This window comes from Pseudidiomarina gelatinasegens, from assembly GCF_004025325.1.
Lineage (GTDB): Bacteria > Pseudomonadota > Gammaproteobacteria > Enterobacterales > Alteromonadaceae > Pseudidiomarina > Pseudidiomarina gelatinasegens.
In genome coordinates this window covers 191,902-215,674 of the sequence record NZ_RSFE01000005.1, presented here as the reverse complement: position 1 = coordinate 215,674, position 23,773 = coordinate 191,902, and the positions used below count along the sequence as shown (strand labels likewise).

At 48.7% G+C, this 23,773-nt stretch carries 26 protein-coding genes; 9 read left to right on the top strand and 17 right to left on the bottom strand.

Annotated elements, in window-relative coordinates:
* Positions 1 to 2: 2 nt before the first annotated feature.
* Positions 3 to 1,340 carry a sensor histidine kinase gene (locus EGC76_RS08565; RefSeq protein ID WP_246013937.1) on the bottom strand — a complete coding sequence of 446 codons (1,338 nt, stop codon included), beginning with the start codon at positions 1,338 to 1,340 and terminating at the stop codon, positions 3 to 5.
* Positions 1,341 to 1,499: 159 nt separating this feature from the next.
* Between EGC76_RS08565 and EGC76_RS08560 the strand changes: the two genes are divergently transcribed.
* Positions 1,500 to 1,874 (top strand): DUF4168 domain-containing protein, encoded by a 375-nt coding sequence (locus tag EGC76_RS08560; RefSeq protein ID WP_128352570.1) that lies wholly within the window; start codon positions 1,500 to 1,502, stop codon positions 1,872 to 1,874.
* Between the two features lie 90 nt (positions 1,875 to 1,964).
* Here EGC76_RS08560 and EGC76_RS08555 read toward each other — a convergent pair whose 3' ends face one another.
* Positions 1,965 to 2,657, bottom strand: a complete 693-nt coding sequence (locus tag EGC76_RS08555; RefSeq protein ID WP_128352569.1) for a type 1 glutamine amidotransferase domain-containing protein — start codon at positions 2,655 to 2,657, stop codon at positions 1,965 to 1,967.
* 91 nt (positions 2,658 to 2,748) lie between these two features.
* On the opposite strand from EGC76_RS08555, the gene EGC76_RS08550 reads away from it, so the two are divergent.
* Positions 2,749 to 3,243: a PH domain-containing protein gene (locus tag EGC76_RS08550; protein ID WP_128352568.1), complete on the top strand. Its 495-nt coding sequence runs from the start codon at positions 2,749 to 2,751 to the stop codon at positions 3,241 to 3,243.
* Positions 3,236 to 4,726, top strand: a complete 1,491-nt coding sequence (locus tag EGC76_RS08545) for a PH domain-containing protein (RefSeq protein WP_128352567.1) — start codon at positions 3,236 to 3,238, stop codon at positions 4,724 to 4,726. The genes EGC76_RS08550 and EGC76_RS08545 overlap by 8 nt, the downstream gene beginning before the upstream one ends.
* On the opposite strand, the gene EGC76_RS08540 is transcribed toward EGC76_RS08545, so the two are convergent.
* Entirely contained in the window at positions 4,727 to 5,608 is an 882-nt protein-coding gene (locus tag EGC76_RS08540; RefSeq protein ID WP_128352566.1) for a cation diffusion facilitator family transporter, read from the bottom strand.
* 142 nt (positions 5,609 to 5,750) lie between these two features.
* Here EGC76_RS08540 and EGC76_RS08535 point away from each other — a divergent pair, with 142 nt between their 5' ends.
* Positions 5,751 to 6,752 carry a DUF2339 domain-containing protein gene (locus EGC76_RS08535; RefSeq protein ID WP_128352565.1) on the top strand — a complete coding sequence of 334 codons (1,002 nt, stop codon included), beginning with the start codon at positions 5,751 to 5,753 and terminating at the stop codon, positions 6,750 to 6,752.
* Here EGC76_RS08535 and EGC76_RS08530 read toward each other — a convergent pair.
* Positions 6,749 to 9,316 carry an EAL domain-containing protein gene (locus tag EGC76_RS08530; protein ID WP_128352564.1) on the bottom strand — a complete coding sequence of 856 codons (2,568 nt, stop codon included), beginning with the start codon at positions 9,314 to 9,316 and terminating at the stop codon, positions 6,749 to 6,751. The genes EGC76_RS08535 and EGC76_RS08530 overlap by 4 nt on opposite strands.
* A gap of 52 nt (positions 9,317 to 9,368) precedes the next feature.
* The gene (locus tag EGC76_RS08525; protein ID WP_128352563.1) at positions 9,369 to 9,830 is read right to left on the bottom strand and encodes a methyltransferase family protein; all 462 of its coding nucleotides are present in this window, start codon (positions 9,828 to 9,830) and stop codon (positions 9,369 to 9,371) included.
* A 49-nt stretch (positions 9,831 to 9,879) separates the two neighbouring features.
* Here EGC76_RS08525 and EGC76_RS08520 point away from each other — a divergent pair, with 49 nt between their 5' ends.
* The gene (locus EGC76_RS08520; RefSeq protein WP_128352562.1) at positions 9,880 to 10,446 is read left to right on the top strand and encodes a gamma-glutamylcyclotransferase; all 567 of its coding nucleotides are present in this window, start codon (positions 9,880 to 9,882) and stop codon (positions 10,444 to 10,446) included.
* On the opposite strand, the gene EGC76_RS08515 is transcribed toward EGC76_RS08520, so the two are convergent.
* From EGC76_RS08515 to EGC76_RS08500, 4 genes are all read right to left on the bottom strand, one after another.
* Positions 10,443 to 10,919: a hotdog fold domain-containing protein gene (locus EGC76_RS08515; RefSeq protein WP_128352561.1), complete on the bottom strand. Its 477-nt coding sequence runs from the start codon at positions 10,917 to 10,919 to the stop codon at positions 10,443 to 10,445. The genes EGC76_RS08520 and EGC76_RS08515 overlap by 4 nt on opposite strands.
* Before the next feature lie 30 nt (positions 10,920 to 10,949).
* A complete protein-coding gene (locus EGC76_RS08510; protein ID WP_128352560.1) occupies positions 10,950 to 11,891 on the bottom strand; it encodes a phospholipase A in 942 nt (313 codons plus the stop codon).
* A complete protein-coding gene (locus EGC76_RS08505) occupies positions 11,878 to 12,912 on the bottom strand; it encodes a saccharopine dehydrogenase family protein (protein ID WP_220445674.1) in 1,035 nt (344 codons plus the stop codon). The genes EGC76_RS08510 and EGC76_RS08505 overlap by 14 nt, the downstream gene beginning before the upstream one ends.
* Before the next feature lie 70 nt (positions 12,913 to 12,982).
* Entirely contained in the window at positions 12,983 to 13,441 is a 459-nt protein-coding gene (locus EGC76_RS08500; protein WP_128352559.1) for a YccF domain-containing protein, read from the bottom strand.
* Positions 13,442 to 13,572: 131 nt separating this feature from the next.
* Between EGC76_RS08500 and EGC76_RS08495 the strand changes: the two genes are divergently transcribed.
* Positions 13,573 to 13,977, top strand: coding sequence for a BON domain-containing protein (locus EGC76_RS08495; protein ID WP_128352558.1), 405 nt, complete (start codon positions 13,573 to 13,575; stop codon positions 13,975 to 13,977).
* Positions 13,978 to 14,084: 107 nt separating this feature from the next.
* Positions 14,085 to 14,963, top strand: a complete 879-nt coding sequence (yghU, locus tag EGC76_RS08490; protein ID WP_128352557.1) for a glutathione-dependent disulfide-bond oxidoreductase — start codon at positions 14,085 to 14,087, stop codon at positions 14,961 to 14,963.
* Between the two features lie 43 nt (positions 14,964 to 15,006).
* Here yghU and EGC76_RS08485 read toward each other — a convergent pair whose 3' ends face one another.
* On the bottom strand, positions 15,007 to 15,252 hold the full coding sequence (locus EGC76_RS08485; RefSeq protein ID WP_128352556.1) for a GlsB/YeaQ/YmgE family stress response membrane protein: 246 nt from the start codon (positions 15,250 to 15,252) through the stop codon (positions 15,007 to 15,009).
* A 53-nt stretch (positions 15,253 to 15,305) separates the two neighbouring features.
* The gene (locus EGC76_RS08480) at positions 15,306 to 15,560 is read right to left on the bottom strand and encodes a hypothetical protein (RefSeq protein ID WP_128352555.1); all 255 of its coding nucleotides are present in this window, start codon (positions 15,558 to 15,560) and stop codon (positions 15,306 to 15,308) included.
* A 119-nt stretch (positions 15,561 to 15,679) separates the two neighbouring features.
* Here EGC76_RS08480 and EGC76_RS08475 point away from each other — a divergent pair, with 119 nt between their 5' ends.
* Positions 15,680 to 16,042, top strand: coding sequence for a PadR family transcriptional regulator (locus EGC76_RS08475; RefSeq protein WP_128352554.1), 363 nt, complete (start codon positions 15,680 to 15,682; stop codon positions 16,040 to 16,042).
* Positions 16,020 to 17,381, top strand: a complete 1,362-nt coding sequence (locus EGC76_RS08470) for a permease prefix domain 1-containing protein (protein ID WP_220445673.1) — start codon at positions 16,020 to 16,022, stop codon at positions 17,379 to 17,381. The genes EGC76_RS08475 and EGC76_RS08470 overlap by 23 nt, the downstream gene beginning before the upstream one ends.
* Before the next feature lie 22 nt (positions 17,382 to 17,403).
* On the opposite strand, the gene EGC76_RS08465 is transcribed toward EGC76_RS08470, so the two are convergent.
* The 6 genes from EGC76_RS08465 to atpG form a co-directional block, all read right to left on the bottom strand.
* Positions 17,404 to 17,655: a hypothetical protein gene (locus EGC76_RS08465; protein WP_128352553.1), complete on the bottom strand. Its 252-nt coding sequence runs from the start codon at positions 17,653 to 17,655 to the stop codon at positions 17,404 to 17,406.
* A 39-nt stretch (positions 17,656 to 17,694) separates the two neighbouring features.
* On the bottom strand, positions 17,695 to 19,527 hold the full coding sequence (glmS, locus tag EGC76_RS08460) for a glutamine--fructose-6-phosphate transaminase (isomerizing) (RefSeq protein ID WP_128352552.1): 1,833 nt from the start codon (positions 19,525 to 19,527) through the stop codon (positions 17,695 to 17,697).
* 1 nt (position 19,528) lies between these two features.
* Complete coding sequence (glmU, locus tag EGC76_RS08455) at positions 19,529 to 20,896, bottom strand: bifunctional UDP-N-acetylglucosamine diphosphorylase/glucosamine-1-phosphate N-acetyltransferase GlmU (RefSeq protein ID WP_128352551.1); 1,368 nt, start codon at positions 20,894 to 20,896, stop codon at positions 19,529 to 19,531.
* 130 nt (positions 20,897 to 21,026) lie between these two features.
* Positions 21,027 to 21,443 carry a F0F1 ATP synthase subunit epsilon gene (locus EGC76_RS08450; protein ID WP_128352550.1) on the bottom strand — a complete coding sequence of 139 codons (417 nt, stop codon included), beginning with the start codon at positions 21,441 to 21,443 and terminating at the stop codon, positions 21,027 to 21,029.
* Between the two features lie 17 nt (positions 21,444 to 21,460).
* The gene (gene atpD, locus EGC76_RS08445; protein WP_128352549.1) at positions 21,461 to 22,846 is read right to left on the bottom strand and encodes a F0F1 ATP synthase subunit beta; all 1,386 of its coding nucleotides are present in this window, start codon (positions 22,844 to 22,846) and stop codon (positions 21,461 to 21,463) included.
* A gap of 39 nt (positions 22,847 to 22,885) precedes the next feature.
* Positions 22,886 to 23,752, bottom strand: a complete 867-nt coding sequence (atpG, locus tag EGC76_RS08440) for a F0F1 ATP synthase subunit gamma (RefSeq protein WP_128352548.1) — start codon at positions 23,750 to 23,752, stop codon at positions 22,886 to 22,888.
* Positions 23,753 to 23,773: the final 21 nt, after the last annotated feature.

Here is a 23,773-nt window from a genome sequence, read left to right as displayed (position 1 = left end):
GTTTAGCTCCTGTTCGCTTGTTGCTTGCGCGGCAACGTTAAAACCACCTCGCAGCCACCGACGGTTTGTTGGTCGGTGTGCCAGTTTTTCAGGGACAGCGAACCTTGGTGGTCCGCCATAATGTAACTGACAAGAGCCAAGCCAAGCCCCGTGCCTTCGCCAGTTTTCTTGGTGGTGGTAAATGGTTTGGTTAAATCTTCTTGCGCAACACTGTCAGGTAACCCTGTGCCGTCGTCGCGCACATGAATGGAAATTTGGTCGGGCGCGGTCTTTACGGCCACCTCAACATTGTGTTCTGCAGCTTGCAGCGCATTACGCAATATATTCACTAAGGCAAGCTCCAGCCGCTGCGCATCAGCTTCAATGGAAATCTCTGAGGAAGGATGCGTTAACGTGACTTGGGGCCCGTCTTGCGACTGTTCAAACGAGATACTGTTACATGCTTGATCCAGCAAGACGGAAATCATCACAGGTTGCTTCGCTGAAACCGGCGTACGGCTAAATGCTAGCAATTGTTTGACCATTTTCGTTAAGCGCTGAACTTGGCCGCGAATGGCTTGCAATTGGCGTTGTGATTCGGGGTCGTCATGACGCTTTAGCAACTGCTTGGCGCGCCCATCAATAACCGTAAGCGGTGCACCCAGCTCATGCGCAACGCCACTCGAAACCTGGCCAATAGCCACCATCTTTTCCTGTTCACGGCGCTGTTGTTCCAGTTTGAGTTCCACATAGCGGCCCACCCCACGGTAATGGCCAAACACTAAGATGGCTACTGTCGCCAGCGCCAGCACCAACCAGGTGCCCCACGCAATTTGGGACAGTTGCGTAAATGAGTTATCAAAATCTTGAGCGCGGCGGTTTAACTGCATGAACCCAATAATTTGGCCACCCCGATCTTGAATAGGCACAAACTGAGAAAATACATCGCGCCCCGCCACTTGCCGATAGCTGTCTTGGGTTTCGCCGGTAAGGATAACTTGCTCAGCCAACAGACTTTCAGATAAATCGCGCTCGGTAACCCCTGCAGATGCAACAAGTGCGCCCTCGGTATCATAAACCGAGGCACCGTAGACGCGGCCAATTTTAAATACCGAATCTAAGCTGGCCTGAACCGCTGTAATGTCACGTCGAATCAGCGCATCACTGACGGGCACGTGTATGGCGCGCCCAACCAATTCAAGGTCATCGCGCAACCGTTGATTCTGGAATTCTGCGGCGCGTTCAAGCCCGATACCGATTGCGATACCAGACAACGCCAATAATGGCAGCATAATGTAAAAGGTCAGCGTTCGCTGTAGGCCAGACCCCTTGGTTAACCATAGGCTGTATCTTTTTGTCACGGTTGATTCCTGCAAGGTGTGTATCGAAATTATACACAAATCAGTGGCCTGGATCGAGGCTGCTTCATTTTTCCTTTAATTACAGCTTGTTAGCTGCGCTCTGAAAGTTGGCACACCTCTTGCAAAGTTATAATCGAACTCAAAATAGGAGATATATCTATGCGTAAAACAATGACAGCTTTAGCAATCGCGGCTTTATTTTCTAGTTCTGCAGCAATGGCAGCACCACAAGAAGGCCAGTCACAACAGCAGCAAATGATGCAGCAACAGGAGTCGATTGAATTGACTGACACCATGCTGGAGCAATTTGTTACTGCTATGAGCAATGTGCAGGAAATCAGCAATAAATATTCAGAGCAGTTCCAAAGCGCTGAAGACGCTGAGCAAGCACAAGAAATTCAGCGTAAAGCGCAAGAAGAAATGGTAGCAGCTGTGAATGACTCTGGTCTTTCACCGCAAGAGTACAACACCATTGTTCAGCGTGTTCAGCAAGACGAAGAGCTACGTGCTCGCTTGCAGGAAATGACTGAATAAACGCGTTTTAATCAACACGCAGCAGCAAAAAAGCCAACCCGAGGGTTGGCTTTTTTGTGTCGAACGTATGCATTGCCGACAATGCGACGCTTAATTCACGTGAAGCGCTTTTAAGCGTTTTAGCAACTCGCCAGCAACCGCTTCTGAACTTGCGGGGTTTTGGCCAGTAATTAAATTGCCATCCACCACGGCTAATGGTTTCCAGTCATCAACTTTCTGATACACACCACCGAGTTCTTGCAGTTTGTCTTCAAGTAAGAATGGAACAACGTCCGTTAAACCTACCGCTGCTTCTTCACTATTAGTGAAGCCACTTACCTTACGGCCTGCAACGAGCGGTTTACCCGCTGGGGTTTTCACATTCACTAAAACCGCCGGTGCATGGCATACCGCTGCAACCGGTTTTTCTTGCTCCCAAAACTGTTGAATGAGACCAATGGATAGCGGGTCTTCGCTTAAATCCCATAACGGGCCATGCCCACCTGGATAGAAAACCGCATCAAATTTATCGGCTGTAACTTCGCTCAATTTGAGGGTTGTCGCAAGCTTTTCCATTGTCTCCGGGTCTTCAAATAAGCGCACCGTTGCTGTCGTTTGTGCATCGGATTGTTCACTGTTTGGATCAATTGGCGGCTGGCCACCTTTAGGGCTCGCTAACACCACTTCGGCACCTGCATCTTTGAACGCGTAGTACGGTGCGGCGAATTCTTCGGCCCAAAAGCCAGTCTTATGGCCACTGTCACCGAGCTGCTCGTGCGAGGTTAAAACCATTAAAATTTTCATGAGCTTGCTCCTATCTTTTTACTTCGTGTTAGAGTTACATAAAAGATACATGGGTGCTAAAACATACCTTTTCAAGTAAGGAAACGATCACATGACAATTGCGTGGAAGCCTGTTGAGCCCGCTTACAAAACTTATTTACAGTTAATCGTGCTTATCGATATGAGTATTTTGGCACTCATTGCGATTGGCTTGTATCTATTCAGCCCATCAACTGACTGGCTACCTAACCCACTATGGCTGGGAATTCCTTGGGCGGTTTTAACCTTATTTTTCGGCTTATTCTGGTCATCGCGTCGATTTCAATTTACCGCGTATGCAAGCACCGATGTGTCCATGCATTTGCGCCGCGGTGCCTTATGGCGGTTAACCCGCGCTGTGCCGCTGAATCGTATTCAACATGTTGAGGTGCGCCAAGGGTTTATTGAGCGCTTACTGGGGCTTGCACACCTGACCTTGTATACTGCGGGCAGTGGCGGTGCGGACTTAAGTATACCCGGGCTAAAACTGGCGACTGCGGAAACCATGAAAGCAGAGCTGGTGAATACTATTGCTGCCGAGCCGGTGAGTGACTCGAACGATGACTGAGTTAACTTGGCAACGCACTTCGCTATTAACACTGGGCTTTTTCGTTGCAAAAGAAATACGGCAGTTTGTACGTAACATTACCAACTTTATTCCGGTACTTGCCGTAATTTTTGTAACCGATAACGACTGGCTACCTTACGCGGTAGGCGGCGGTTACTTAGTCTTTATTGTGATCAGCGCCATTTTGAATCATCATTTTTTCCTGTATGCGCTTACCGATGACGCAGTGCACCTGCGCACTGGTGTGTTCGGCAAAAAGAGCCTCACTTTGAAATATGAGCGTATTCAACAGGCTGAGTTGGATCAGACTTGGTATTTCCGGCCGTTTAATCTAACCATTTTACGCGTTGACAGTGCTGGCTCAGCCGGTAAGGAAGTTGAGATCCCGGGCTTACCAATAGCGCTTGCCCAAGATTTGCGTCAACGCATGTTGGCACAAGCGGCAAACACAAACCATTCAACTGACTCGGAATCCAACACTGGTTCGGTTGATGAAAGTGCACAGCACATAGATTTACAGCGCAACTATTCGCTGCGTGAAATTGTTCGCGCGGGCATTATGGACAATAAAATTTTCGTTTTGCTGGCGGTGCTGATCTATCCGTTATCACAGACTGATGTGCTGGAAGAGCAGCTTGTTCCTTGGTTGGAAGCCAACGTGAAATTTATTGAGCAAAGCTTGTGGTTAAATGTCGGGCTAGTGGTCACTGCACTGGTGGTGCTATTTACCTTCGCTATTGGTGTGACCATTGCCAGTTACTATAATTTGCAGTTCACCATTGCTAATCAGCGTTATCAGGCTCGGTCGGGGTTGCTAAGTATTCGCACCGTAAGTTTTCGTTACCATAAATTACAACGTGTACGCATAAAGCAAAACCTGCGGGCCCGCCTGCTTGGCCGCTTTAGTGCCCGCGTCAGTCAGCTGCAACCTTCCGCCCATGCACAACAGCAAGGTTCTGCCGGTGCCTTTGTTCTCCCGGTATTGACGCAAGCAGGCGTGGATGAGCTCTGCCATTGGCTACAGTTACCTGATAGAAGCACTGTGCCTTGGCAACGAATAAGCTCAATTGCACTATTGAACCCGTCGTTCTGGGTGGCCTTAGTTGCGCCAGCGGTCGCTGTTGTCGGGTACTTCAAATGGCAACCACCGCTGCTTGGCCTGGTTATTGGCGCTCTGGTTTGGGTGCTTCTACAAGCTTACACGGTGGCACGTTGGCAAAACTATGGCTATGTCATGACAGAAGGCTGGCTTGGCATTAAGCGCGGCGTGTTTGGCCGTATTGAAAGTTGGTATCCGCTGTATAAAACGCAGCAAATTGATGTGTATCAGTCGCCATGGTTACGTTTACTTGGCTACGCGGATGTTATTGTTTATACCGCTGCCGGCGCGCAGGTTATCAAATACCAACCTGCTGAAATCGCGTTTAATCTGCAACGCGAATGGACCGCCACCATTGCCAACAACCGCCAGCGCTGGATGTAACTAAGTATCACGGCAGGGCTCTTCCGGCAGCTCAAATTCAATGGTGGTGTGGGCAAGCTCAAATGGCGCCAGCTGTTCAGCAATACGCTGTTTTAACTCGCGCTGTTGCGCACTGGTTAGCTCTTGAGCTAGCACAATATGCGCTGTACACACGTGATGCTCACCATCAAGCGACCATAAGTGCAGGTGGTGAACATCGGCCACTTCCGGTTGTGCCTGTAGGCTTTCTGCTATGCGATGGTACATGCCATGATCAGGGTTACCCTGCAAAAATATTTTGAGGGTTTCGCGCAATGTTCGTACTACATTAATCAGAATAAAGAGCGTGAACGCCACCGATAGCAAGGGGTCAAGAATTGGCCAGTCGACCACCATCAAAATTAAAGCCACCACTAACACGGCCACCCAGCCTAAGACATCTTCAATCAGGTGCCAATTGAGTACCCGCTCGTTCAATGACTTGCCTTTGCTGAGCTTATAAGCTGCAAAGCCATTTACCAGCACCCCAAGCACGGCCAACCCGAGCATTCCCTCAGTATGCGGCATAACCGGGTCAAGTAGGCGCGGTATTGCCATGCTCAACACCCAAATTGAGCCACCGACTAAGACAACAGCGTTGAGTAATGCACCAACAAGGCTCAAACGCCGGTAACCGTAGGTGAGTTGATGGGTAGCCGACTTGTTGCCGAGTTTATTGAGTATCCAGGCTAAGCCAATCGACAAGCTGTCACCGAGATCATGAATAGCATCTGCCATTATGGCCGTGCTATTGGTTAACATACCGCCGATAAACTCGATAACGGTAAAGCCTAAATTTAGAAAGAAGGCCCAACCCATGCGTTCAGAGGCAAGGTCATGGTGGTGATGATGGTGGTGTGACATCGTTGTCCTCATGCGAAAACAAGTTAAGCAACAGTTTGTTACGCTTATCTGTCGAAAGTAAATTGTTTTCGTGCCAGTATCAATCACAGTTTACTTTTTGAACACGCGCTTAGTATTAGGACTTCACGTAAGGAACTCGTATATGTATACCGATGACGATTTAACTTCCGCCGTGCAAGAAGGGGTTTTGCCTGAAGAGCAGGCGCAAGCTTTCCGTGATTACGTGCAAAAGCAACGTCACATGACCATTCAAGACGAAGAACACTTTCGACTTATTAGTGGCTTCAATGATATTTTTGTCGTGATTGCGGCGGTGCTCGCGCTCGTTGCACTTGGCACCCTGGGTAATACGCTCGCCCCGTGGCTCGGCGGCTTGTTGGTTGCGGCAGCGGCTTGGGGCATGGCTGAATATTTCACTTTAAGACGCCGCATGGCGCTGCCGTCTATTGTCTTATTAGGCTTTTGCTTGGGCGGCGTGTTTTTCGCAATAACGCATAACTTTATGACTCTGGAGAGCCCCGGTAGCACCTCATTGCTGGCATTTTTCGTAACCACGCTGGTCGCTGTTGCGCACTGGTACCGTTTTAAAGTACCACTAACGTTAGCAGCAGGGCTGGCCGCGTTTATTGGCATTTTGGTATCGGCGTTATCCATGGTGTTTGCCTTTTCCGATACTCTATTGAAAGTGACCTTGTTTGGTTGCGGGGTGTTGGTATTTTTATTGGCACTACGTTGGGACAGTCACGATCGGCAACGGCAAACCCGACAGTCTGATGTGGCGTTCTGGTTGCATTTATTGGCCGCACCGCTGTTAGTACACCCTATTTTTGTGACTTTAGCGGATAGCGATTTTGATGTGAGCCTGACCCAAGCTCTGATTACCCTGCTGCTCTACTTGGTACTCAGCGCCATGTCGCTGGTTCTTGATCGGCGTGCGCTGATGGTTTCGGCCTTGTCCTACGTTATCTATGTGTTTGGTGCACTACTAACCAGCTTCGGTGTGGTCAATTTAGGTGCGGCAATTATTGGCCTGGTTATTGGCTTCGGGTTGTTATTATTGTCAGTATTTTGGCATCCACTTCGCATTCAATTAATGCGGGTAGTGCCTGAAAAAATTCAACTGCTGGTGCCGCCCATTCGCTAATCAACGCTCAGCACGGCACTTTCTAACAGGCGAGCCTGCCACTCTGCAATGGGAGCGGGCTTGCCAAATAGAAAGCCTTGAAACTTGGTACACCCCATTGCCTGCAAATGGTCGCGTTGCTTAACCGTTTCAACACCTTCAGCAATCACGGACAGATTTAAGTTCCTGCCCAAACCTAAAATTGTTTGCGTAATCACGTCATCGTTCACATCAGTGAGCATATCGCGCACAAACGACTGATCAATTTTTAGCTGGTAGAGCGGGAGTTGCTTCAAATAAGCTAAAGACGCATAGCCTGTACCGAAATCATCCAGTGAGAAACGCACGCCGAGATCGCCCAGCTTATACATGCGCTTCACCGTCACGTCGACATTGTCAATTAACATGCCCTCAGTGATTTCAAGTTCCAACATCCCCGCCGGGAGTTTTGCTTCACGCAGGCAATGCTCAACTTGCGTGACAAACCCGCCGTGGCGGAATTGCCGTGGGCTAATGTTCACAGCTAAAGGAATATGCTTCAGTGCATCTATGGTTTGCCAGTCACGCAGGGTTCGACAGGCTTGTTCAATCACCCAAGCGCCAAGCGGAATGATTAGCCCGCTCGCTTCAGCTATTGGAATAAATTCTGCCGGAGAAATTGAGCCAAGATCCGGGTCTGTCCAACGTAAGAGCAGTTCGCCTGCAACCACTTCGTGGTGTTGGTTTACCTGTGGCTGTAAATAAACCTCCAGCTCTTGATGCTTAACCGCGCGGCGCAGCGCCGATTCAATCAACATGCGACGGTTAATGGTTTCTTGCATTGCTGGGTTGAAGAATCGTATCGACCCGCCACCTTGCGCTTTTGCTTCAGAAATGGCTAAGTCGGCATTTTTCAGCAGCCCCGCAACGTCATCTTGGCTGTCCGAAAACATCGTGACCCCAATGCTAGCGCTTGTGGTATGCGTTATATCACCCAGCTCATAAGGTTCAGCCAACGAGTCCAGCAATTCACGCGCCCAATTGCGAACATCCAGTACGGCCTGATCGGTGTTCTGACTGATGTCTTCCAAAATAACCAAGAAATCATCAGAGCCCAGTCGCGCTGCCGTATCCGTATCGTCAATGCGTGCACGAATTCGCTGTGCCACTTGCTGCAATACCTTGTCACCCGCAGAGTGCCCTAAGGTTTCGTTAATAATAGTAAAATGGGTTAAATCAATGGTTAATAATGCGCCGTCGTACTTGGTACGATTGGCACTCGCTAACGCATGCTCTAAGTTTTTTAACAGCAATTTACGATTCGCCAAGCCAGTGATGCTGTCGTAATATTCCAACTGATTTAACGACTCTTTGATCGTAATGTGCTCGGTGATATCGGTCGAAATACCACATAGCGCGTAGACGTTATCGTTCGCATCACGCAACGGGATTTTTACTGATAAGAAGTGGCGTACCGAGCCATCAGTGGTGACATTGTCTTCTTCGTCAGAAACCCGCAAACCTTGTTCAATAACACGCATATCATTTTCGCGTAGATGCGCGCAGGTTTCTTCATCAAAAAATGCCGTGTCACTCTGTCCGATGATGTCTGCTGTGGTAGTACCTAAATTATCGCAAACCATTTTATTGGCGTACTGGTATTTTAGGTCTTTGTCTTTTATAAAAATATAAGCTTCAACGGAATCTAAGATAGTGTTCAGCTTTAATTCACTGTGAACCAGTTCTAGCGTGCGCTGTTTCACGCGCCGGCGCAGCCACAACAGCAGCCCCAACACCAGCAATAAGGTTGAGACCAGCCCAACAACCAAGGCCAGAGGGAATAATGGTGATTCCTCTTCCATTGCGCGCCAGCGCTTCAGCGTATTAAACAGCGGTGAATTGGGGTCTTGCTTCCATGCATTGATGTAGGTATCGATGGTATTCAATACTGGTTTCATGCTGTTATTGGTGGCCACAACAAACAACCTAGCCGGCTGAAACATCACCGGCGTTGCCTCTAAATTGAGCTGACGGGCACGCTGATCGCCATAGAGATGGTTGGCGGCCACGGCATCGGCCATATCATTCACAACAGCCTGAAAACCGGCTTCAAACGAAGCAACTGGAACCAAGGTTACATCGAGACCAAAGTTTTCGGCGATATCTGTTAAGTAATTTTGCTGTATGGAGTCTTCCAGCACGGCGATGCGAATATTATCAAGATCAAGCAGGGTGGAAACTTTCAAGCTCCGCTGGCCGTATAGTTGCGACCACGAATGTAGAATTGGGGTTTCGTGAAAGATAAAACGTTCATCGCGCTGCTGATTTATGGCAACGTCTGGCATTAAATCTATTTCACCTTGCTGCAGCAGCTGCAAGCACTCATTCCATGCGCAAGGTACAGGCTCGACTTGCCAGCCCTCTTGTTGCGCAATCTCCATAAGCAACTCGCCGAATATTCCAGAAAGTTGGTCATTTTTTAATAAAATTTTGGGTGGGTTTTCATAAACCCCAACGCGCAAGGGAGATTGTTGCGCCATCGCTGTCTGCCAAGCGACTACACAAGCGGCGGCTGCAAGGAAGGCTACGCCCAGAAAATTCCGCAAGCAATTACCTCAAAATAATGAACGAAGTTAAACATATAGCAGCAAAGTTCACTTAAAACCAGCGCCGCACATGTTTCCGGTAGTCGAGAAAGGCTTGACCAAATTTAGTTTCTAATATGCGCTCTTCAGGAATGATTTGGTAGCGGTTTATATACAAAACATAGACAACTAACCACGCCAAGGCGGGTAGGTTACCGATTTGCACACCCCACCCAGCAAGTGCCAGCAAAAACCCCAGATACATTGGGTTGCGCGTGAATCGGTAAATGCCATGCGAAACCAGCGCTGAACTGGCATTTGGGTTCATGGGATTAGCCGTTGTTTTTGCTTGTCGAAACGCAACAATACCGGCTACGGCAATCAATGCGCCGATGGCCACTAATGCAACAGCTAATGATTTAGCATCGGTAAAGTGCCACGGCTCCATTGGCATTAACCGTGCTGTTAAGGCCATCAAGCCGGCTGTCGCTGCAACCACAATCACCGGTGGTACTTTCAGTTCTAATGCGCGCATTTATTCTTTCCTTTTTCTACCCGGATAATTTGCTAAAATAGCTTCCGCTATGTCACACAATACAATTGCCTTAAATCAACAAAGCCAACCCCTAGACCATCTCGATTCGGTCTGGTTATTCGGCTATGGCTCTCTGATTTATAAAGCGGATTTCCCATTTATACAACGTCGACCAGCACGAATTCATGGTTGGGTGCGTCGTTTCTGGCAAGGCTCCCATGATCATCGTGGCACACCCGAGCAGCCCGGCCGAGTCGCAACATTGATAGCAGACCCTGATGCTGTATGCGCTGGCATGGCTTATGAGGTGACACCCGACGTATTTGCGCACCTTGACCACCGCGAAAAAAATGGTTATTTGCGCTTTTTTACCGAATTTGAATGGCTTGACGGTTCAGGCTCAGTAGAAGGCTTAGTTTATGTAGCTGGCCCTGACAACGAAGCGTTCTTAGGGCAAGCACATGAAACCGATATAGCTGCACATATTGCCGCATCCGCAGGCCCAAGCGGACCCAATGATGAGTACTTATTGAAACTGGCCGATGCTTTGCGTGAACTTGGCGAGCATGATGAACATGTTTTCGCCATTGAACATGCACTCAAACAACTGAGCTAAGCGGATTTTCTGGGCGGCTTTTCAGAAATATAAATGGTAATCACACCGTCAATAACAAGCGTGCCATCACGACGAAAACCTTGCACTATTACTGGCAAGTCCCCAAGTTTCCAGGCCTGTGGATCAGTGCTTGCGACAATACGAATATCGCTATCAGCCTTGGCCGTATAGTTCACCGTCATGCCTTTTGGTATCCAGCGCAGGTGCTTTGGTATGGACGCTTCAGCGAGCGCACCCATCGCCATTTCAAGACCATTACATAACGCGATAGCATGCACCGTACCAATATGATTCTGCACTGCTTTTCGCTTCTTGAAGGTCAGTTCACAATAATTAGGTTGCAGCTCGGTAATGGTTGGCTTTATCGACTTAAAATAAGGCGCTTTTGCCGCAAACATGCGCGAAAATAGCGCACGCCCAAACGGATAACCAAGTGTTTTGTGGTAAAGCTTTAATAAGTAATTATCAGTCATATTTTTGGCCATATCGACAACGCAGAGCGCTTAAATATTTAATAACAAAAATCCAATTCCGATTCGGTTTTGGCGATGATTGTAATCCAATAAGGTTTCACCATAGCCGGAAAAAATTTGGATATAAAAACGCAAGCCGTCTGGTTTTTCTGAGTTCAATGGGTGGGTAAAATCAAGCCGCCATGAGCCTCTGCTCCAAGACAGTTCACGTGTGATACGCGTGAGGCTATAGGTACTCAATGAATTCCGCCACGACAAGGTGTTCTCGAAATTACCGCGAAAACGAATTAAATCTGGGTTGTCGTCATTATCACCAGTTTCATTAACGCGCTGTTTCCAGGTCGACTCCCATACCACCGGCCCCCATTCAACCGCACCGCCAAAATACACATAATTCCAACTGCGTGAATCTGGCTTACGTTGGCCGTTTGACTCATGGGCAAAACCCGCCTTCGCAAACCGTATTCGGGCATCGCCAGGAATAAAATCCCACTCGTCTTGCCATGGCAAAATGTAAAACACTTCCGGTCTATAATCGGTGCTACGAAACGGTGACGAGTCGTCAGAGTTCCACGCTTGCCAAAGTGAGGTTTGTGAATAGGCTACCCAGACATCGCCGCCAAACATAAGGTTTTCAAATATTTTGGTGCGCAATGAAAGCTGCAGTTTTACTTCGGTGGGTTGGTAGCTTTCTAACGGCGTCCCCGGCCCTCGAGACGGCGACATCGGCTGTTCGTTGGTGTCTGAACTGTAGTGCGCGGGCAAGATAAAATTGGGTTGAAAAGTTCGCAAATCAAAAATGCCGCGCTTTTGATCTTGGCTTAAGTCCCAAAAACGCCCCACAAGGTCGGATTTTTTAAAAGCTTCAGCATCAAGTTCCGCTTGCGATTGTTCTTTGCTGGTATCTTGCGCGCCAGCAACGTGCGGAAAAACCGCAATAACAAGCACTAGGGCAAAGCTACGCCACCACATAATACTTCTCCACCAAATCAGCACCACAAAGCGTCGCTGGTGTGTAGAAGCCACCTGCTGGACTATGCGTCAAAATATACTGCGCCACATCAACCGCGCCATGGCTAGTTAGCTTGTAACCGTTCATCACTGTAATTCGCAGCGTCTCGGTAACGCCTTGAGCATTTTTGGCTTCACCCCAAACATAGGTAATAGCCTGCTCCAATTGTTTTTCATTCGGCCCAGCCGGTTGCTGCTCAACTTTCTTCTCAAGGAATTTCTTAACCGTTTCAAAACGCAGCAACCAACGAAACCAATTCAATCGTTTTAGCTTTTTGACTAAATTCGGCGAGGCTGGAATGAACACCTCAATATTGGGAATGCCGGTGGTGTAATAGGCCGTAGATACATCACCCCAAGGAATCGTCATGGCAAATTTTTCACCATTACCAAAATCTATAGTGCGCGTGTGGTAAGCCAATGGCACTGGTGTGATTTTACCGTCACGCCGCACTGCGCCACCTTCGCCAAGACGACGCACACTGGTTTTTGCCGTGCCGCGGCTCATGCGCGAGGCTGAATCAAACCCTAACGTCAGTTCAGTTGCATCGGGCAATGCTTGCTTCAGTTTGGCCGCAACACAATCGGTTGGAATCACGTCAAAACCAACACCAGGGCAGAGCACCACCCCAGCTTGCTGTGCGCGTTCATGATTGGCATGCGCATACTCAAACACACTCAATTCACCAGTGATGTCCACATAATGCGTTTTGCTTGCCAAGCAGGCTTCTATCATTGGCGCAGCGGTAACTTCGAAGGGCCCCGCGCAATGCACAACAATATCGACGTCTGCTAGCGCGCGTTGTAACGCGGTTGAGTCATTTAAATCAACAATGCATGAGGGTAATTCAAGCTGCCCCGCAAGTTTATGGATTGCCTCGCTATTACGTCCCGCAAGAACCGGTTGCAAGCCTTGTTGTTTTGCATGTTGCGCCACCAAGGTTCCGGTGTAACCGTTCGCACCATAAATCATCCATTTCATTGAAATTTCCTCAACTTTTAATCGTTGTTTTAGTGTAGCAAGAACTGACCGGATTAATTGGTTTCGCCTACTATTTTTCTCTAAGTTTAGACACCGTCGTGGTCGCATTGTGCATACGCGCGGCTGCTGCAACTTCTTTACTGACGATGGTTTTACCAACAGGCGATAACGCCACACCTGCAAGTTTTAGATGCTGAATGCCGAATGGAATGCCGATAATCGTTATAAATAACGCAATGGCTGACACTAAGTGGCCAAGAGCAAGCCACCAACCGAGGAAAATAAACCACAGTACATTGCCCAAGCAACCAAATCCGCCGGTGCCCAGATCGCCCTTTTGGGTGAGCTCCTCGCGGCTAATGGCTTCTTGACCAAATGGGAAAAATGAGAACAAGCCAATCACAAAGCACGAACGCCCCCAAGGAATGCCTACAATGGTAATAAACGCGAGAACACCGGCTAACCACCAGCCTAACCCCATAATTGCACCGCCCAAAATAAACCACAAAACATTCCCTAATGTACGCATGTTGCTTTTCCTTTTTTGTAAACGGGTTCAACGGCGTTAGTGTAAAGCGCAAAAGCTTTGTAAACCACCTCGATATTTTTTGCCACTTTACTATGTTTAGTTGCAACAACTTATAAAACAGGAGGTTTTACATGAAAACAATCACAACGTTAGTTCTTGCATCATTTGCAACTGTAGCGCTCGCAGCTTGTTCGCAACAAGAACAAGAGGACACACGTGAAAAGGCTCAGTCGTCGTTAGAGCAGGCGACCGAAGCGACGAAACAGGCGGCAAGTGATGCTGCAGATTTTACCCGTGATACTGCGGAACGTACTGGTGACTTTCTAAGCGACAGCGCAATTACTGCGCGCGTCAAAACAGCCTTGTTTGAGGCGGATCAGGTCAGCGCCAGTGCTATCAATGTTGAAACCATTAATGGCAACGTTGTACTCAGCGGCGTGGTGACAACCAGCGAAGAAGCTGATTTAGCGGCACAGCTAACAAGCGGCGTTGAAGGTGTTAAGTCTGTAGAAAATGATATTGAAGTACAGCAATAACTGAGCAATGCCCCCTATGTAGCGGCGCTAACTAGCGCCGCTTTTTTATGCGTAATCAGTTACACTGGTCCCATGAATGTTCAGCCATTTCAATGAAGGAGTACCTGATGTCGGATTCGTATACGCCCCCTAAAGTTTGGCAGTGGGATCAAGAAAGTGGCGGCAAATTTGCCTCAATTAACCGGCCCATCGCCGGTGCAACCCATGACAAAAAGCTGCCCGTTGGCAAGCATCCGTTGCAGCTGTATTCATTGGCTACGCCCAATGGCGTAAAAGTTACCGTGCTGCTCGAGGAGCTACTTGAGCAAGGGCATCAAGACGCCGAATATGACGCGCACTTGATCAACATTTTGGATGGCGATCAGTTCAGCAGTGGCTTTATAGCAGTCAATCCAAATTCTAAAATTCCGGCGTTACTCGATACCAGCACTGAGCCAAGCACACGCGTGTTTGAGTCGGGCGCAATTCTGCTTTATCTTGCCGACAAATTTGGCGCCTTTATACCGAAGAGCCCAGCAGAGCGCACAGAAACCTTGAACTGGCTATTCTGGCAAATGGGCAGCGCGCCACTGCTAGGCGGTGGTTTCGGTCATTTTTATGCCTATGCACCTGAGAAATTCGAATACCCTATCAACCGCTACACCATGGAAATTAAGCGCCAATTGGACGTGCTTGATCGGCAGCTGGCCGAGCATGACTACATTGCGGGCGATAAGTATACCATTGCCGACATCGCGATTTGGCCTTGGTACGGCGCGTTGGTCACGAATCAAGTGTACGAGGCTGCCGAATTTATCGAGGCGCACACCTATAAAAATGTACTGCGCTGGGCGGAACAAATTGCCAAACGCCCGGCGGTACAGCGCGGCCGTATTGTGAATAAAACTTGGGGCGACCTGAACAAGCAGTTGTACGAACGGCATGATGCGAGTGATTTTGAATTAAGAACGCAGGATAAAATTGAAGAGAACGATACAGCTAAATAATTTGGATGACAGCCGCACGGTATCGCACCGTGCGGCTTACCATCTAAGCTTTTTTGATGGCTCGCACCAAAACTAAAAGCACCACGGCACCTATAGTTGCGACAACAATACTCCAAATAAGACCGCCGCCACTTGAAACCCCAAGTAAGTTAAACAAGAAACCACCAATTAAGGCGCCAATTACACCGATAACAATATTGCCTAATAAGCCAAAACCGCCACCTTTAACCAGTGAACCTGCTAACCAGCCTGCAATAAGACCTACCAGTAAAAACCATAGAAAGTTCATGTTGCTATCCTTTTTTCTTGTGAAACAAGTTGTTATTAAACATAGCAGGTAACTTATCGTTTACCAGTAACTGACGTCCACAACATCTCACCACCTTCTTTGGTGTTCAGCAACATAACAAAAACGACCAGCGCAACAAAGACAATTACCGTGTGCGTTATCCAGCTGTCAAAATTGATGTCAACAATTAGCCAGTCGATTAACCATGCGCCTAAATAGCCTATACCGAGGCCAGGTGACAAAATGATCAGCGCAACAATTAATCCCAGCATGATGCGCAGCACCCACTCAGCAATATTCTTAATCACGTTATATCCTTTTTTTTAAACAGCTTAGTGACAAGCATACCGAAAAAAATTCGCTTGCATACCTAACAGCACTAGGTATAAATTATATACCTAATGATTCTAGGTATAGGAATTCGCGTGTGCAGCTCTCAAAAGACTTAATGGCAGCTTCTTCAACACCCCTTGTGTTGGGCGTGATAGCTGAAGGTGAAACCTACGGGTATGAAATTGTGAAGCGGGTTGAAGCGCTATCTAAAGGCGCCCTGAACTGGACTGACGGCATGATGTACCCACTACTGCACCGGTTAGAGCACCAGCAGTATTTAACATCGCGGTGGCGCGTTGGTGATTCCGGTCGCAAACGCAAATATTACGCGATTACTGAAGAAGGCTTAAAAGTGTTGCGTGAACAACAGCAACAATGGCACGTCATTAACGACGCTTTAAATCAAATCTGGCGCGACCTGAAACGGAGCAGCAATGATGGCTATCAACCAGTCTGACACAACTTTCGACATTGAACAAAATATAGAGCAGTGGCGCGCTTATGTATTACGACACGCTGCAATTCATGCGGATGATGCCGATGAGCTGGAAAGCCATTTACGTGATCAAATTGACGCGCTGATGCAAACCGGTTTACACACCGACGAAGCCTTTATGATAGCCATCAAACGCATTGGCAACCTGCAGGCAGTTTCCAGTCAATATGCTGAAGTACACTCAGGTCGGCTGTGGCAAAATTTAGTCTTCGCCACTGACAATAAGGGCTGGGTGGGCGACTTTATTTCGGCCTTCTGGTTGGCGCTTGCCGCCGCCCTGGCTTTTCAAATCCCCACATTCTTTGGTGTCACCCCGGAAACCCACGAATGGTTTTTTGCCCGCACCATTAGCCTGTTTTGCTTGCCATTTTTAGCTGCCTACTGGGTTGTAAAACGCCAGCTTGGCACCGCCGGATGGCTAACTGTAACCGGCGTTTCCGCTGGGGCGTTTGTTATTATGAATGCACTGCCATGGCAGGCAGAGTCGGCAACCAGCACCTTAGCGGTTATGCATTTACCTATGGCACTGTGGTTTTTAGTTGGCGTTATGTACACCGGCACTTGGTGGCGCACCGACGCGCGCCGTATGGACTTTATTCGTTTTTCCGGTGAGTACGCCATTTATTTTGTGCTCATTGCGCTCGGCGGTGGCATTTTAACCGCTTTTACCGTCGGTATGTTCTCATTCATTGGCCTCGACCTCGCGTGGTTTGCTCAGCAATGGATTATACCTTGCGGCGCTATGGGGGCCGTTGTGATTGTGGGCTGGCTGGTTGAAGCCAAGCAGGGCGCAATTGAGAATATGGCACCCGTATTGGCGCGCATTTTTACGCCGCTATTTACCCTGTTACTGATTGCGTTTTTAGTGGCCATGCTTGTTACAGGGCGAGGCTTTGATGTGCAGCGCGACGTGCTCATTGGGCTCGACTTAATGCTGGTGTTGGTTCTAGGTTTAGTGCTGTATGCCGTGTCTTCGCGTGACCCCGGCAAAGTGCCGAGCTTATTTGATTACCTGCAACTAGTACTGGTAGGCACCGCCTTATGTGTTGATTTGTTAGCGTTGGGGGCTATTTCCGGGCGCATTTTCGAACTGGGTATTACCCCCAACCGCGTTGCTGCGCTGGGCGAGAACCTGATTTTATTGGTTAGCTTAAGTGGTTATGCCTGGCATTACGTTAATTTTGTGCGCAACCGCTGTGGCTTTGCTGCATTGGAGCGTTGGCAAACGGGGTTTATTCCCGTGTATGTCATGTGGGCAGTGATCGTGGTGGCACTATTCCCATTGCTGTTTGGCTTTTAGCGACAGCTTTATCCATGCCGACTTATTTCATTAAAACTTTCCCGCCTATCATTTTATAGGCGGGCGCACCGCGTATCATGGTTTCACGAGCAAACTGCTGACCGCATTCAGGGCACACGCCTACTTCTTGGGTATGGTCTTCCACAATGCGTTCCACAAAGCATTTTACCAACGCGCCTTTACCACCTTTTCGATACTTATAGAGTGCAGCGCGGCATTTGCTGCAACTCACTTGCACAGTGCGTAACGGCGGTTTTTTGCGAGGTTTTGCCATAATTACAACCTAAAAGGGCTCCGAAGAGCCCTTTTATCTTTATTCAACAGTAACCGATTTCGCCAAGTTGCGCGGCTGATCCACGTCGGTGCCTTTGATAATGGCGACGAAGTAGGAGAGAAGCTGCAACGGAATGGTGTACACAATTGGCGCAATCAATTCGTCACAATGGGTGACGTTAATGACACGCATGCTGTCATCACCTTTGAAGTGCGCGTCTTTATCAGCAAATACGTACATAATGCCGCCACGTGCGCGTACTTCTTCAACGTTGGATTTGAGCTTTTCTAACAGCTCATCGTTCGGGGCAACAACGATAACCGGCATATCGGCGTCAATCAGTGCCAACGGGCCATGTTTCAGTTCGCCCGCAGCATAGGCTTCGGCGTGAATATACGAAATTTCTTTCAGCTTCAGCGCGCCTTCCATTGCTATCGGATACTGAGTGCCGCGACCTAAGAATAAGCTATGGAATTTATCCGCGAATTCTGGTGCTAAGGCTTCAATGGCATCACTTAACAGCAAAGCTTCTTCCAGTTTGGCTGGCAGAGTTTTCAGTGACTTAATCACTGACTCTTGTTGCGCTGCTGACATGCCACGGAATTGACCAATGGCTAATGTTAACATGAGCAAGCCAACCAGCTGAGTGGTAAATGCTTTTGTGGATGCCACGCCAATTTCAGTGCCCGCACGGGTCATATAAGCCAAGTCTGACTCACGTACCATGGATGATGTGCTGACGTTACAAATGGTTAAGCTGCCTTTGTAACCCAGCTCTTTTGACAACCTTAGGGCGGCGAGGGTGTCAGCGGTTTCCCCTGACTGCGAAATGGTCACCAACAGACTATTCGGGTGCACGTGCGATTGGCGATAACGGAATTCCGAAGCAATCTCAACGTTACACGAAACACCAGCCATAGACTCAAGCCAATAGCGTGCAACCATACCGGCGTGATACGACGTACCGCAGGCAACAATTTGCACATGTTCAATGTCTTTGAGTAAATCAAGCGAGCCATTACCAAACACGTCATCCGCCACATGGCCATCAACAATCCGGCCTTCAAGTGCATTACGCACGGCGCTTGGTTGTTCATGAATTTCTTTCAACATGAAGTGGCGGTACTCACCTTTGCCACCCGCATCGTAATTACCGTCTGACTCGTGCACATCACGCTCTACGCGTTGGCCCTTGGCGTCATAGATTTTTACGTCGGTACGGTTAATGTCGGCCATGTCGCCTTCTTCGAGGTACATGAACTTGCGGGTAACCGGTAACAACGCCAATTGGTCAGAGGCAACAAAGTTTTCGCCAATACCCAAGCCAATAACCAGCGGGCTGCCTGAGCGCGCAACAACGAGGCGGCCTGGTTCACGGCAGTCCATTACCACCGTGCCGTAGGCACCTTCTAATTGGCGCACAGCAGCTTGCACGGCTTCAAATAAGTCGTCATGGGTTTTGCGTTCATGGTGCACCAAATGGCAAATCACTTCAGTGTCGGTGTCCGAACTGAAGGTGTAACCAAGCCCTTTAAGATGCTCGCGCAGTTTTTCGTGGTTCTCGATAATGCCGTTGTGAACAACCGCAATGCAGTCTTCCGAAATATGTGGGTGCGCATTGGCTTCTGTCACGCCGCCGTGGGTTGCCCAGCGTGTATGTGCTATACCGGTTGTACCTGATAGTGGGTGCTCACCAACTGCATCTTTTAAGGCTTGCACTTTGCCGGTGCGGCGCACACTTTCAATCACGCCTGCATCAGTAAGCACAGCTAAGCCCGCTGAGTCATAACCGCGGTATTCAAGGCGCTTCAGGCCTTCGATGAGAATTTCGCTAATACGACGCTCTGACGTTGCGCCAACTATTCCACACATATTATTTATCCTTTTTCACTGGCCGTTGCCAGGTACTAATATTCCGTTGTTTGCCGCGTGCAACTGCGAGTTCTTCGTCTTCAACGTTCTTGGTGACCGTTGAACCGGCGCCCACGGTTGCATTTTTACCAATGCGAACTGGCGCAACCAAAGAGCTGTTTGAACCAATAAATGCACCGTCATCAATTTCAGTCACAAATTTATTCACGCCGTCGTAATTACAGGTAATTGTACCTGCACCCACGTTAACCCCAGCGCCAATTTGGGCGTCGCCTAAATAGGTTAAATGGCTGGCTTTTGAGCCTTTACCCATGCGCGTTTTCTTGATTTCAACGAAGTTACCCACTTGTGCACCTTCGGCTAAATCGGCACCCGGGCGTAACCTTGCAAACGGGCCAACCGCGCAATTCTCAGCCAATACAGCTTCTTCAATAACCGAGTTCGCTTTAACCCGCGAGCCGGCGCCAATTTTGCAGTTACGCAATACGCAGTTACTTTCGATAACAACGCCTTCACCAAGTTCCACGCGGCCTTCAAATATTACATTTACATCAACCACTACGTCGTTGGCGATAATCACTTCACCACGCACGTCCACGCGCGCCGGGTCCATTAAGGTTGCACCATCAAGCATCAATTTTTCGGCTTGCCGCGCTTGGTACGCACGCTCTAAGCCGGCCAGTTGAACGCGGTTATTCGCGCCTTCAACTTCGCTAATCGCTTGCGGCTGCGCCGTGGCTATTTGTACACCTTCTTGGGCTGCCATGGCGACAATATCTGTTAAATAATATTCGCCTTGCGCGTTATTGTTCGACAACTTGGCTAGCCACCGCTTTAATGCAGCGCCATTCACGGCCATCATGCCGGTGTTTACTTCGGTAATTTCCAATTGCTTTGTATTCGCGTCTTTTTGCTCAACAATGCCCGTTACTGCACCACTTGGGTCGCGCACAATGCGTCCGTAGCCTGTTGGATCAGGCAAGGTTACTGTCAGCAACGCTAAATCAGTTTGTTCAGCGGCCTTGAGCAGGCTCTGCAGGGTTTCAACGCGGGTTAATGGCACATCGCCATACAAGATCAATACGGTTTCATGGTCTGCTAAATGCGGTATCACTTGCTGTACGGCATGTCCGGTACCCAACTGCTGCGCTTGCTCAACAAAGTTAAGTGCTTGGTCAGCCAAGCGCTCAAGTAGCGCCTCTGCACCATGGCCATAGATAACGTGCACCTGATCAGGCGACAGCGCGCGCGCAGTGTCGATTACGTGCTGAACCATTGGCTTGTGAGCAACAGGATGCAGCACTTTCGGCAACGCCGATCGCATACGCGTACCTTTACCTGCAGCAAGAACTACTACACTCAGAGACATGAATCCTTCCGTTTCTGGTTAAAAGTGAATGGAGTATTTTAAAGCTGTTTACAACAAATTAACAGGCGAAAAAAAGACCCGCAAACCGAGATTTACGGGTCTTTTCGATTTCTTAATGCTGGCGTGCTGATTATTTGCGTATTTTGCGAATAATCTGCAGCTGAGCCATCGCTCGAGCCAGTTCTGCTGCCGCTTCTGCGTAGCTTAAGTCAGAACTTTGATCTGCAATTGCATCTTCAGCATGTTTCTTAGCTTCCAGAGCTTTTTGTTCATCCAGCTCATCACCACGAACCGCTGTATCTGCAAGGACCGAGACGTTATGCGGCTGCACTTCTAGCACACCACCAGCAACGTAGATGATTTCTTCAGCGCCGCCATCTTTCACGATGCGAACCATACCAGGCTTCAACGTCGTTAATAACGGGGCGTGACCTGGGAAAATACCCAGCTCACCTTCGCTACCGGTCACTTGCAAGGTCTCAACCGCACCAGAGAACAAGCGTTCTTCGGCGCTGACCACGTCAAGCTGTACAGTTTTAGCTGCCATTTAAACCTCCCGGTTTATTACATTTTTTTAGCTTTTTCAGCTGCTTCTTCGATGCTACCAACCATGTAGAACGCTTGTTCTGGTAGGTCGTCGTAGTCACCGCTTAAGATGCCTTTAAAGCCAGCGATAGTATCTTTCAACGATACGTATTTACCTGGTGAGCCAGTGAATACTTCGGCGACGAAGAATGGCTGTGACAGGAAACGCTGAATTTTACGCGCACGTGATACGGTCATTTTGTCTTCTTCAGACAATTCGTCCATACCCAAGATTGCGATGATGTCTTTCAGCTCTTTGTAACGTTGCAATACTGACTGTACGCCACGCGCAGTATCATAATGCTCTTTGCCGATAACCTGTGGGTCCAACTGACGTGATGTTGAATCCAATGGGTCAACCGCAGGGTAGATACCCAATGACGCGATGTCACGTGACAATACAACGGTCGCGTCTAAGTGAGCGAACGTGGTTGCTGGTGACGGGTCAGTCAAGTCATCCGCAGGTACGTATACCGCTTGGATTGACGTGATTGAGCCAGTTTTGGTTGAAGTAATACGCTCTTGCAGTACACCCATCTCTTCTGCAAGTGTAGGCTGATAACCTACTGCAGATGGCATACGACCCAACAATGCTGATACTTCGGTACCGGCTAGGGTGTAACGGTAGATGTTATCTACGAAGAACAATACGTCACGACCTTCGTCACGGAACTTCTCTGCCATGGTCAAACCGGTTAACGCTACGCGCAAACGGTTACCAGGAGGCTCGTTCATCTGGCCATAAACCAGTGCAACTTTGTCGAGTACGTTTGAATCTTTCATTTCATGATAGAAGTCATTACCTTCACGTGTACGCTCACCAACACCGGCGAATACTGAGTAGCCGCTGTGCTCGATTGCGATGTTACGGATAAGCTCCATCATGTTTACGGTTTTACCTACACCCGCACCACCGAACAGACCAACTTTACCACCCTTAGCGAACGGACAAATCAAGTCGATTACCTTGATGCCGGTCTCTAACAGTTCAGTAGCGTTTGACTGTTCTTCGTACGAAGGTGCAGCACGGTGAATAGACATACGCTCGTCTTCACCAATGGCGCCCGCTTCATCAATTGGCTCACCCAATACGTTCATGATACGACCCAGGGTTTGTTTACCCACGGGTACCATGATTGGCTCACCGGTGTTTTCTACCATAATTCCACGACGCAGACCGTCGGTAGTACCTAGTGCGATACCACGCACAATACCACCGCCTAACTGCTGCTGAACTTCCAGGGTCAGACCCTTGAGGTCACCGTCGGTCACCTGCAGCGCGTCGTATACCTTTGGCACGCTGGTTTGTGGAAATTCTATATCCACAACCGCGCCAATTATTTGCACGACCTTACCTTGACTCATGACATTTCCTCTAACTCTAAAATTCTTGCAAGCTTCGCCTTAAACAGCTTCGGCGCCCGATACAATTTCCGAAATTTCCTGCGTAATCGCTGCTTGGCGTGCTTTGTTGTACACCAATTGCAGTTGATCGATGAGGTCTTCGGCGTTGTCGGTAGCGGCTTTCATTGCCACCATCCGCGCTGCCTGTTCACTAGCGATGTTGTCCACTACGCCCTGATATACCGTCGCTTCAACATAGCGACGAATCAGCAGTTCTAAAATTGGCTGTGGATTCGGTTCATACAGATAGTCCCAGCTGCCTGATTGAACTTCATCACGAGACTCAGCTTTTGGCAACGGTAGCAATTGCGCTATCGTTGGCTCCTGCCGCATGGTGTTCACAAATTTGTTGTACACCACATACAAGCGGTCGAGTTTACCTTCATCAAAGGCATCCAACATAACCTGTACAGTCCCGAGCACATCATTCACGCTTGGTTTATCACCAATGCCTGATTTTTGCGCCAGTAAACGGCCTCCAAAGCGTTTAAAGAAACCCGTAGCCTTGCTGCCTATTGCTGCAAAATCAACGTCTACACCGTTATCTTTATTTGCTTGAGCATGCTTAACCACCGCTTTAAATTCGTTGGTGTTCAAGCCGCCGCACAAACCACGGTCAGTTGAAATTACAATGTAGCCAACTCGCTTCAGTACCCGCTCTTCAAGATACGGATGCTGATATTCTAAGTTGGCATGGGCAACATGGCCGATCACCTTGCGAATGCTGTCCGCATACGGACGGCTTGAAGCCATACGTTCCTGCGCCTTTTTCATTTTGGACGCAGCAACCATCTCCATTGCACTGGTGATCTTCTGAGTATTATTAATACTCCCGATCTTGGTTTTTATCTCTTTACCGCCGGCCATGATATTCTCCTGTTAACTCAA

What these genes read in the sequence shown, in the direction of transcription:
- glmU (WP_128352551.1), bottom strand. Translation starts at nt 20,896, where the DNA reads ATGTCTCTGAGTGTAGTAGTTCTTGCTGCAGGTAAAGGTACGCGTATG.
- EGC76_RS08550 (WP_128352568.1), top strand. Translation starts at nt 2,749, where the DNA reads ATGACAATTGCGTGGAAGCCTGTTGAGCCCGCTTACAAAACTTATTTA.
- EGC76_RS08465 (WP_128352553.1), bottom strand. Translation starts at nt 17,655, where the DNA reads ATGGCAAAACCTCGCAAAAAACCGCCGTTACGCACTGTGCAAGTGAGT.
- EGC76_RS08495 (WP_128352558.1), top strand. Translation starts at nt 13,573, where the DNA reads ATGAAAACAATCACAACGTTAGTTCTTGCATCATTTGCAACTGTAGCG.
- EGC76_RS08520 (WP_128352562.1), top strand. Translation starts at nt 9,880, where the DNA reads ATGTCACACAATACAATTGCCTTAAATCAACAAAGCCAACCCCTAGAC.
- EGC76_RS08545 (WP_128352567.1), top strand. Translation starts at nt 3,236, where the DNA reads ATGACTGAGTTAACTTGGCAACGCACTTCGCTATTAACACTGGGCTTT.
- glmS (WP_128352552.1), bottom strand. Translation starts at nt 19,527, where the DNA reads ATGTGTGGAATAGTTGGCGCAACGTCAGAGCGTCGTATTAGCGAAATT.
- EGC76_RS08515 (WP_128352561.1), bottom strand. Translation starts at nt 10,919, where the DNA reads ATGACTGATAATTACTTATTAAAGCTTTACCACAAAACACTTGGTTAT.
- EGC76_RS08540 (WP_128352566.1), bottom strand. Translation starts at nt 5,608, where the DNA reads ATGTCACACCACCATCATCACCACCATGACCTTGCCTCTGAACGCATG.
- EGC76_RS08525 (WP_128352563.1), bottom strand. Translation starts at nt 9,830, where the DNA reads ATGCGCGCATTAGAACTGAAAGTACCACCGGTGATTGTGGTTGCAGCG.
- EGC76_RS08555 (WP_128352569.1), bottom strand. Translation starts at nt 2,657, where the DNA reads ATGAAAATTTTAATGGTTTTAACCTCGCACGAGCAGCTCGGTGACAGT.
- EGC76_RS08450 (WP_128352550.1), bottom strand. Translation starts at nt 21,443, where the DNA reads ATGGCAGCTAAAACTGTACAGCTTGACGTGGTCAGCGCCGAAGAACGC.
- atpG (WP_128352548.1), bottom strand. Translation starts at nt 23,752, where the DNA reads ATGGCCGGCGGTAAAGAGATAAAAACCAAGATCGGGAGTATTAATAAT.
- EGC76_RS08535 (WP_128352565.1), top strand. Translation starts at nt 5,751, where the DNA reads ATGTATACCGATGACGATTTAACTTCCGCCGTGCAAGAAGGGGTTTTG.
- EGC76_RS08505 (WP_220445674.1), bottom strand. Translation starts at nt 12,912, where the DNA reads ATGAAATGGATGATTTATGGTGCGAACGGTTACACCGGAACCTTGGTG.
- EGC76_RS08485 (WP_128352556.1), bottom strand. Translation starts at nt 15,252, where the DNA reads ATGAACTTTCTATGGTTTTTACTGGTAGGTCTTATTGCAGGCTGGTTA.
- EGC76_RS08500 (WP_128352559.1), bottom strand. Translation starts at nt 13,441, where the DNA reads ATGCGTACATTAGGGAATGTTTTGTGGTTTATTTTGGGCGGTGCAATT.
- EGC76_RS08510 (WP_128352560.1), bottom strand. Translation starts at nt 11,891, where the DNA reads ATGTGGTGGCGTAGCTTTGCCCTAGTGCTTGTTATTGCGGTTTTTCCG.
- EGC76_RS08560 (WP_128352570.1), top strand. Translation starts at nt 1,500, where the DNA reads ATGCGTAAAACAATGACAGCTTTAGCAATCGCGGCTTTATTTTCTAGT.
- atpD (WP_128352549.1), bottom strand. Translation starts at nt 22,846, where the DNA reads ATGAGTCAAGGTAAGGTCGTGCAAATAATTGGCGCGGTTGTGGATATA.
- EGC76_RS08470 (WP_220445673.1), top strand. Translation starts at nt 16,020, where the DNA reads ATGATGGCTATCAACCAGTCTGACACAACTTTCGACATTGAACAAAAT.
- yghU (WP_128352557.1), top strand. Translation starts at nt 14,085, where the DNA reads ATGTCGGATTCGTATACGCCCCCTAAAGTTTGGCAGTGGGATCAAGAA.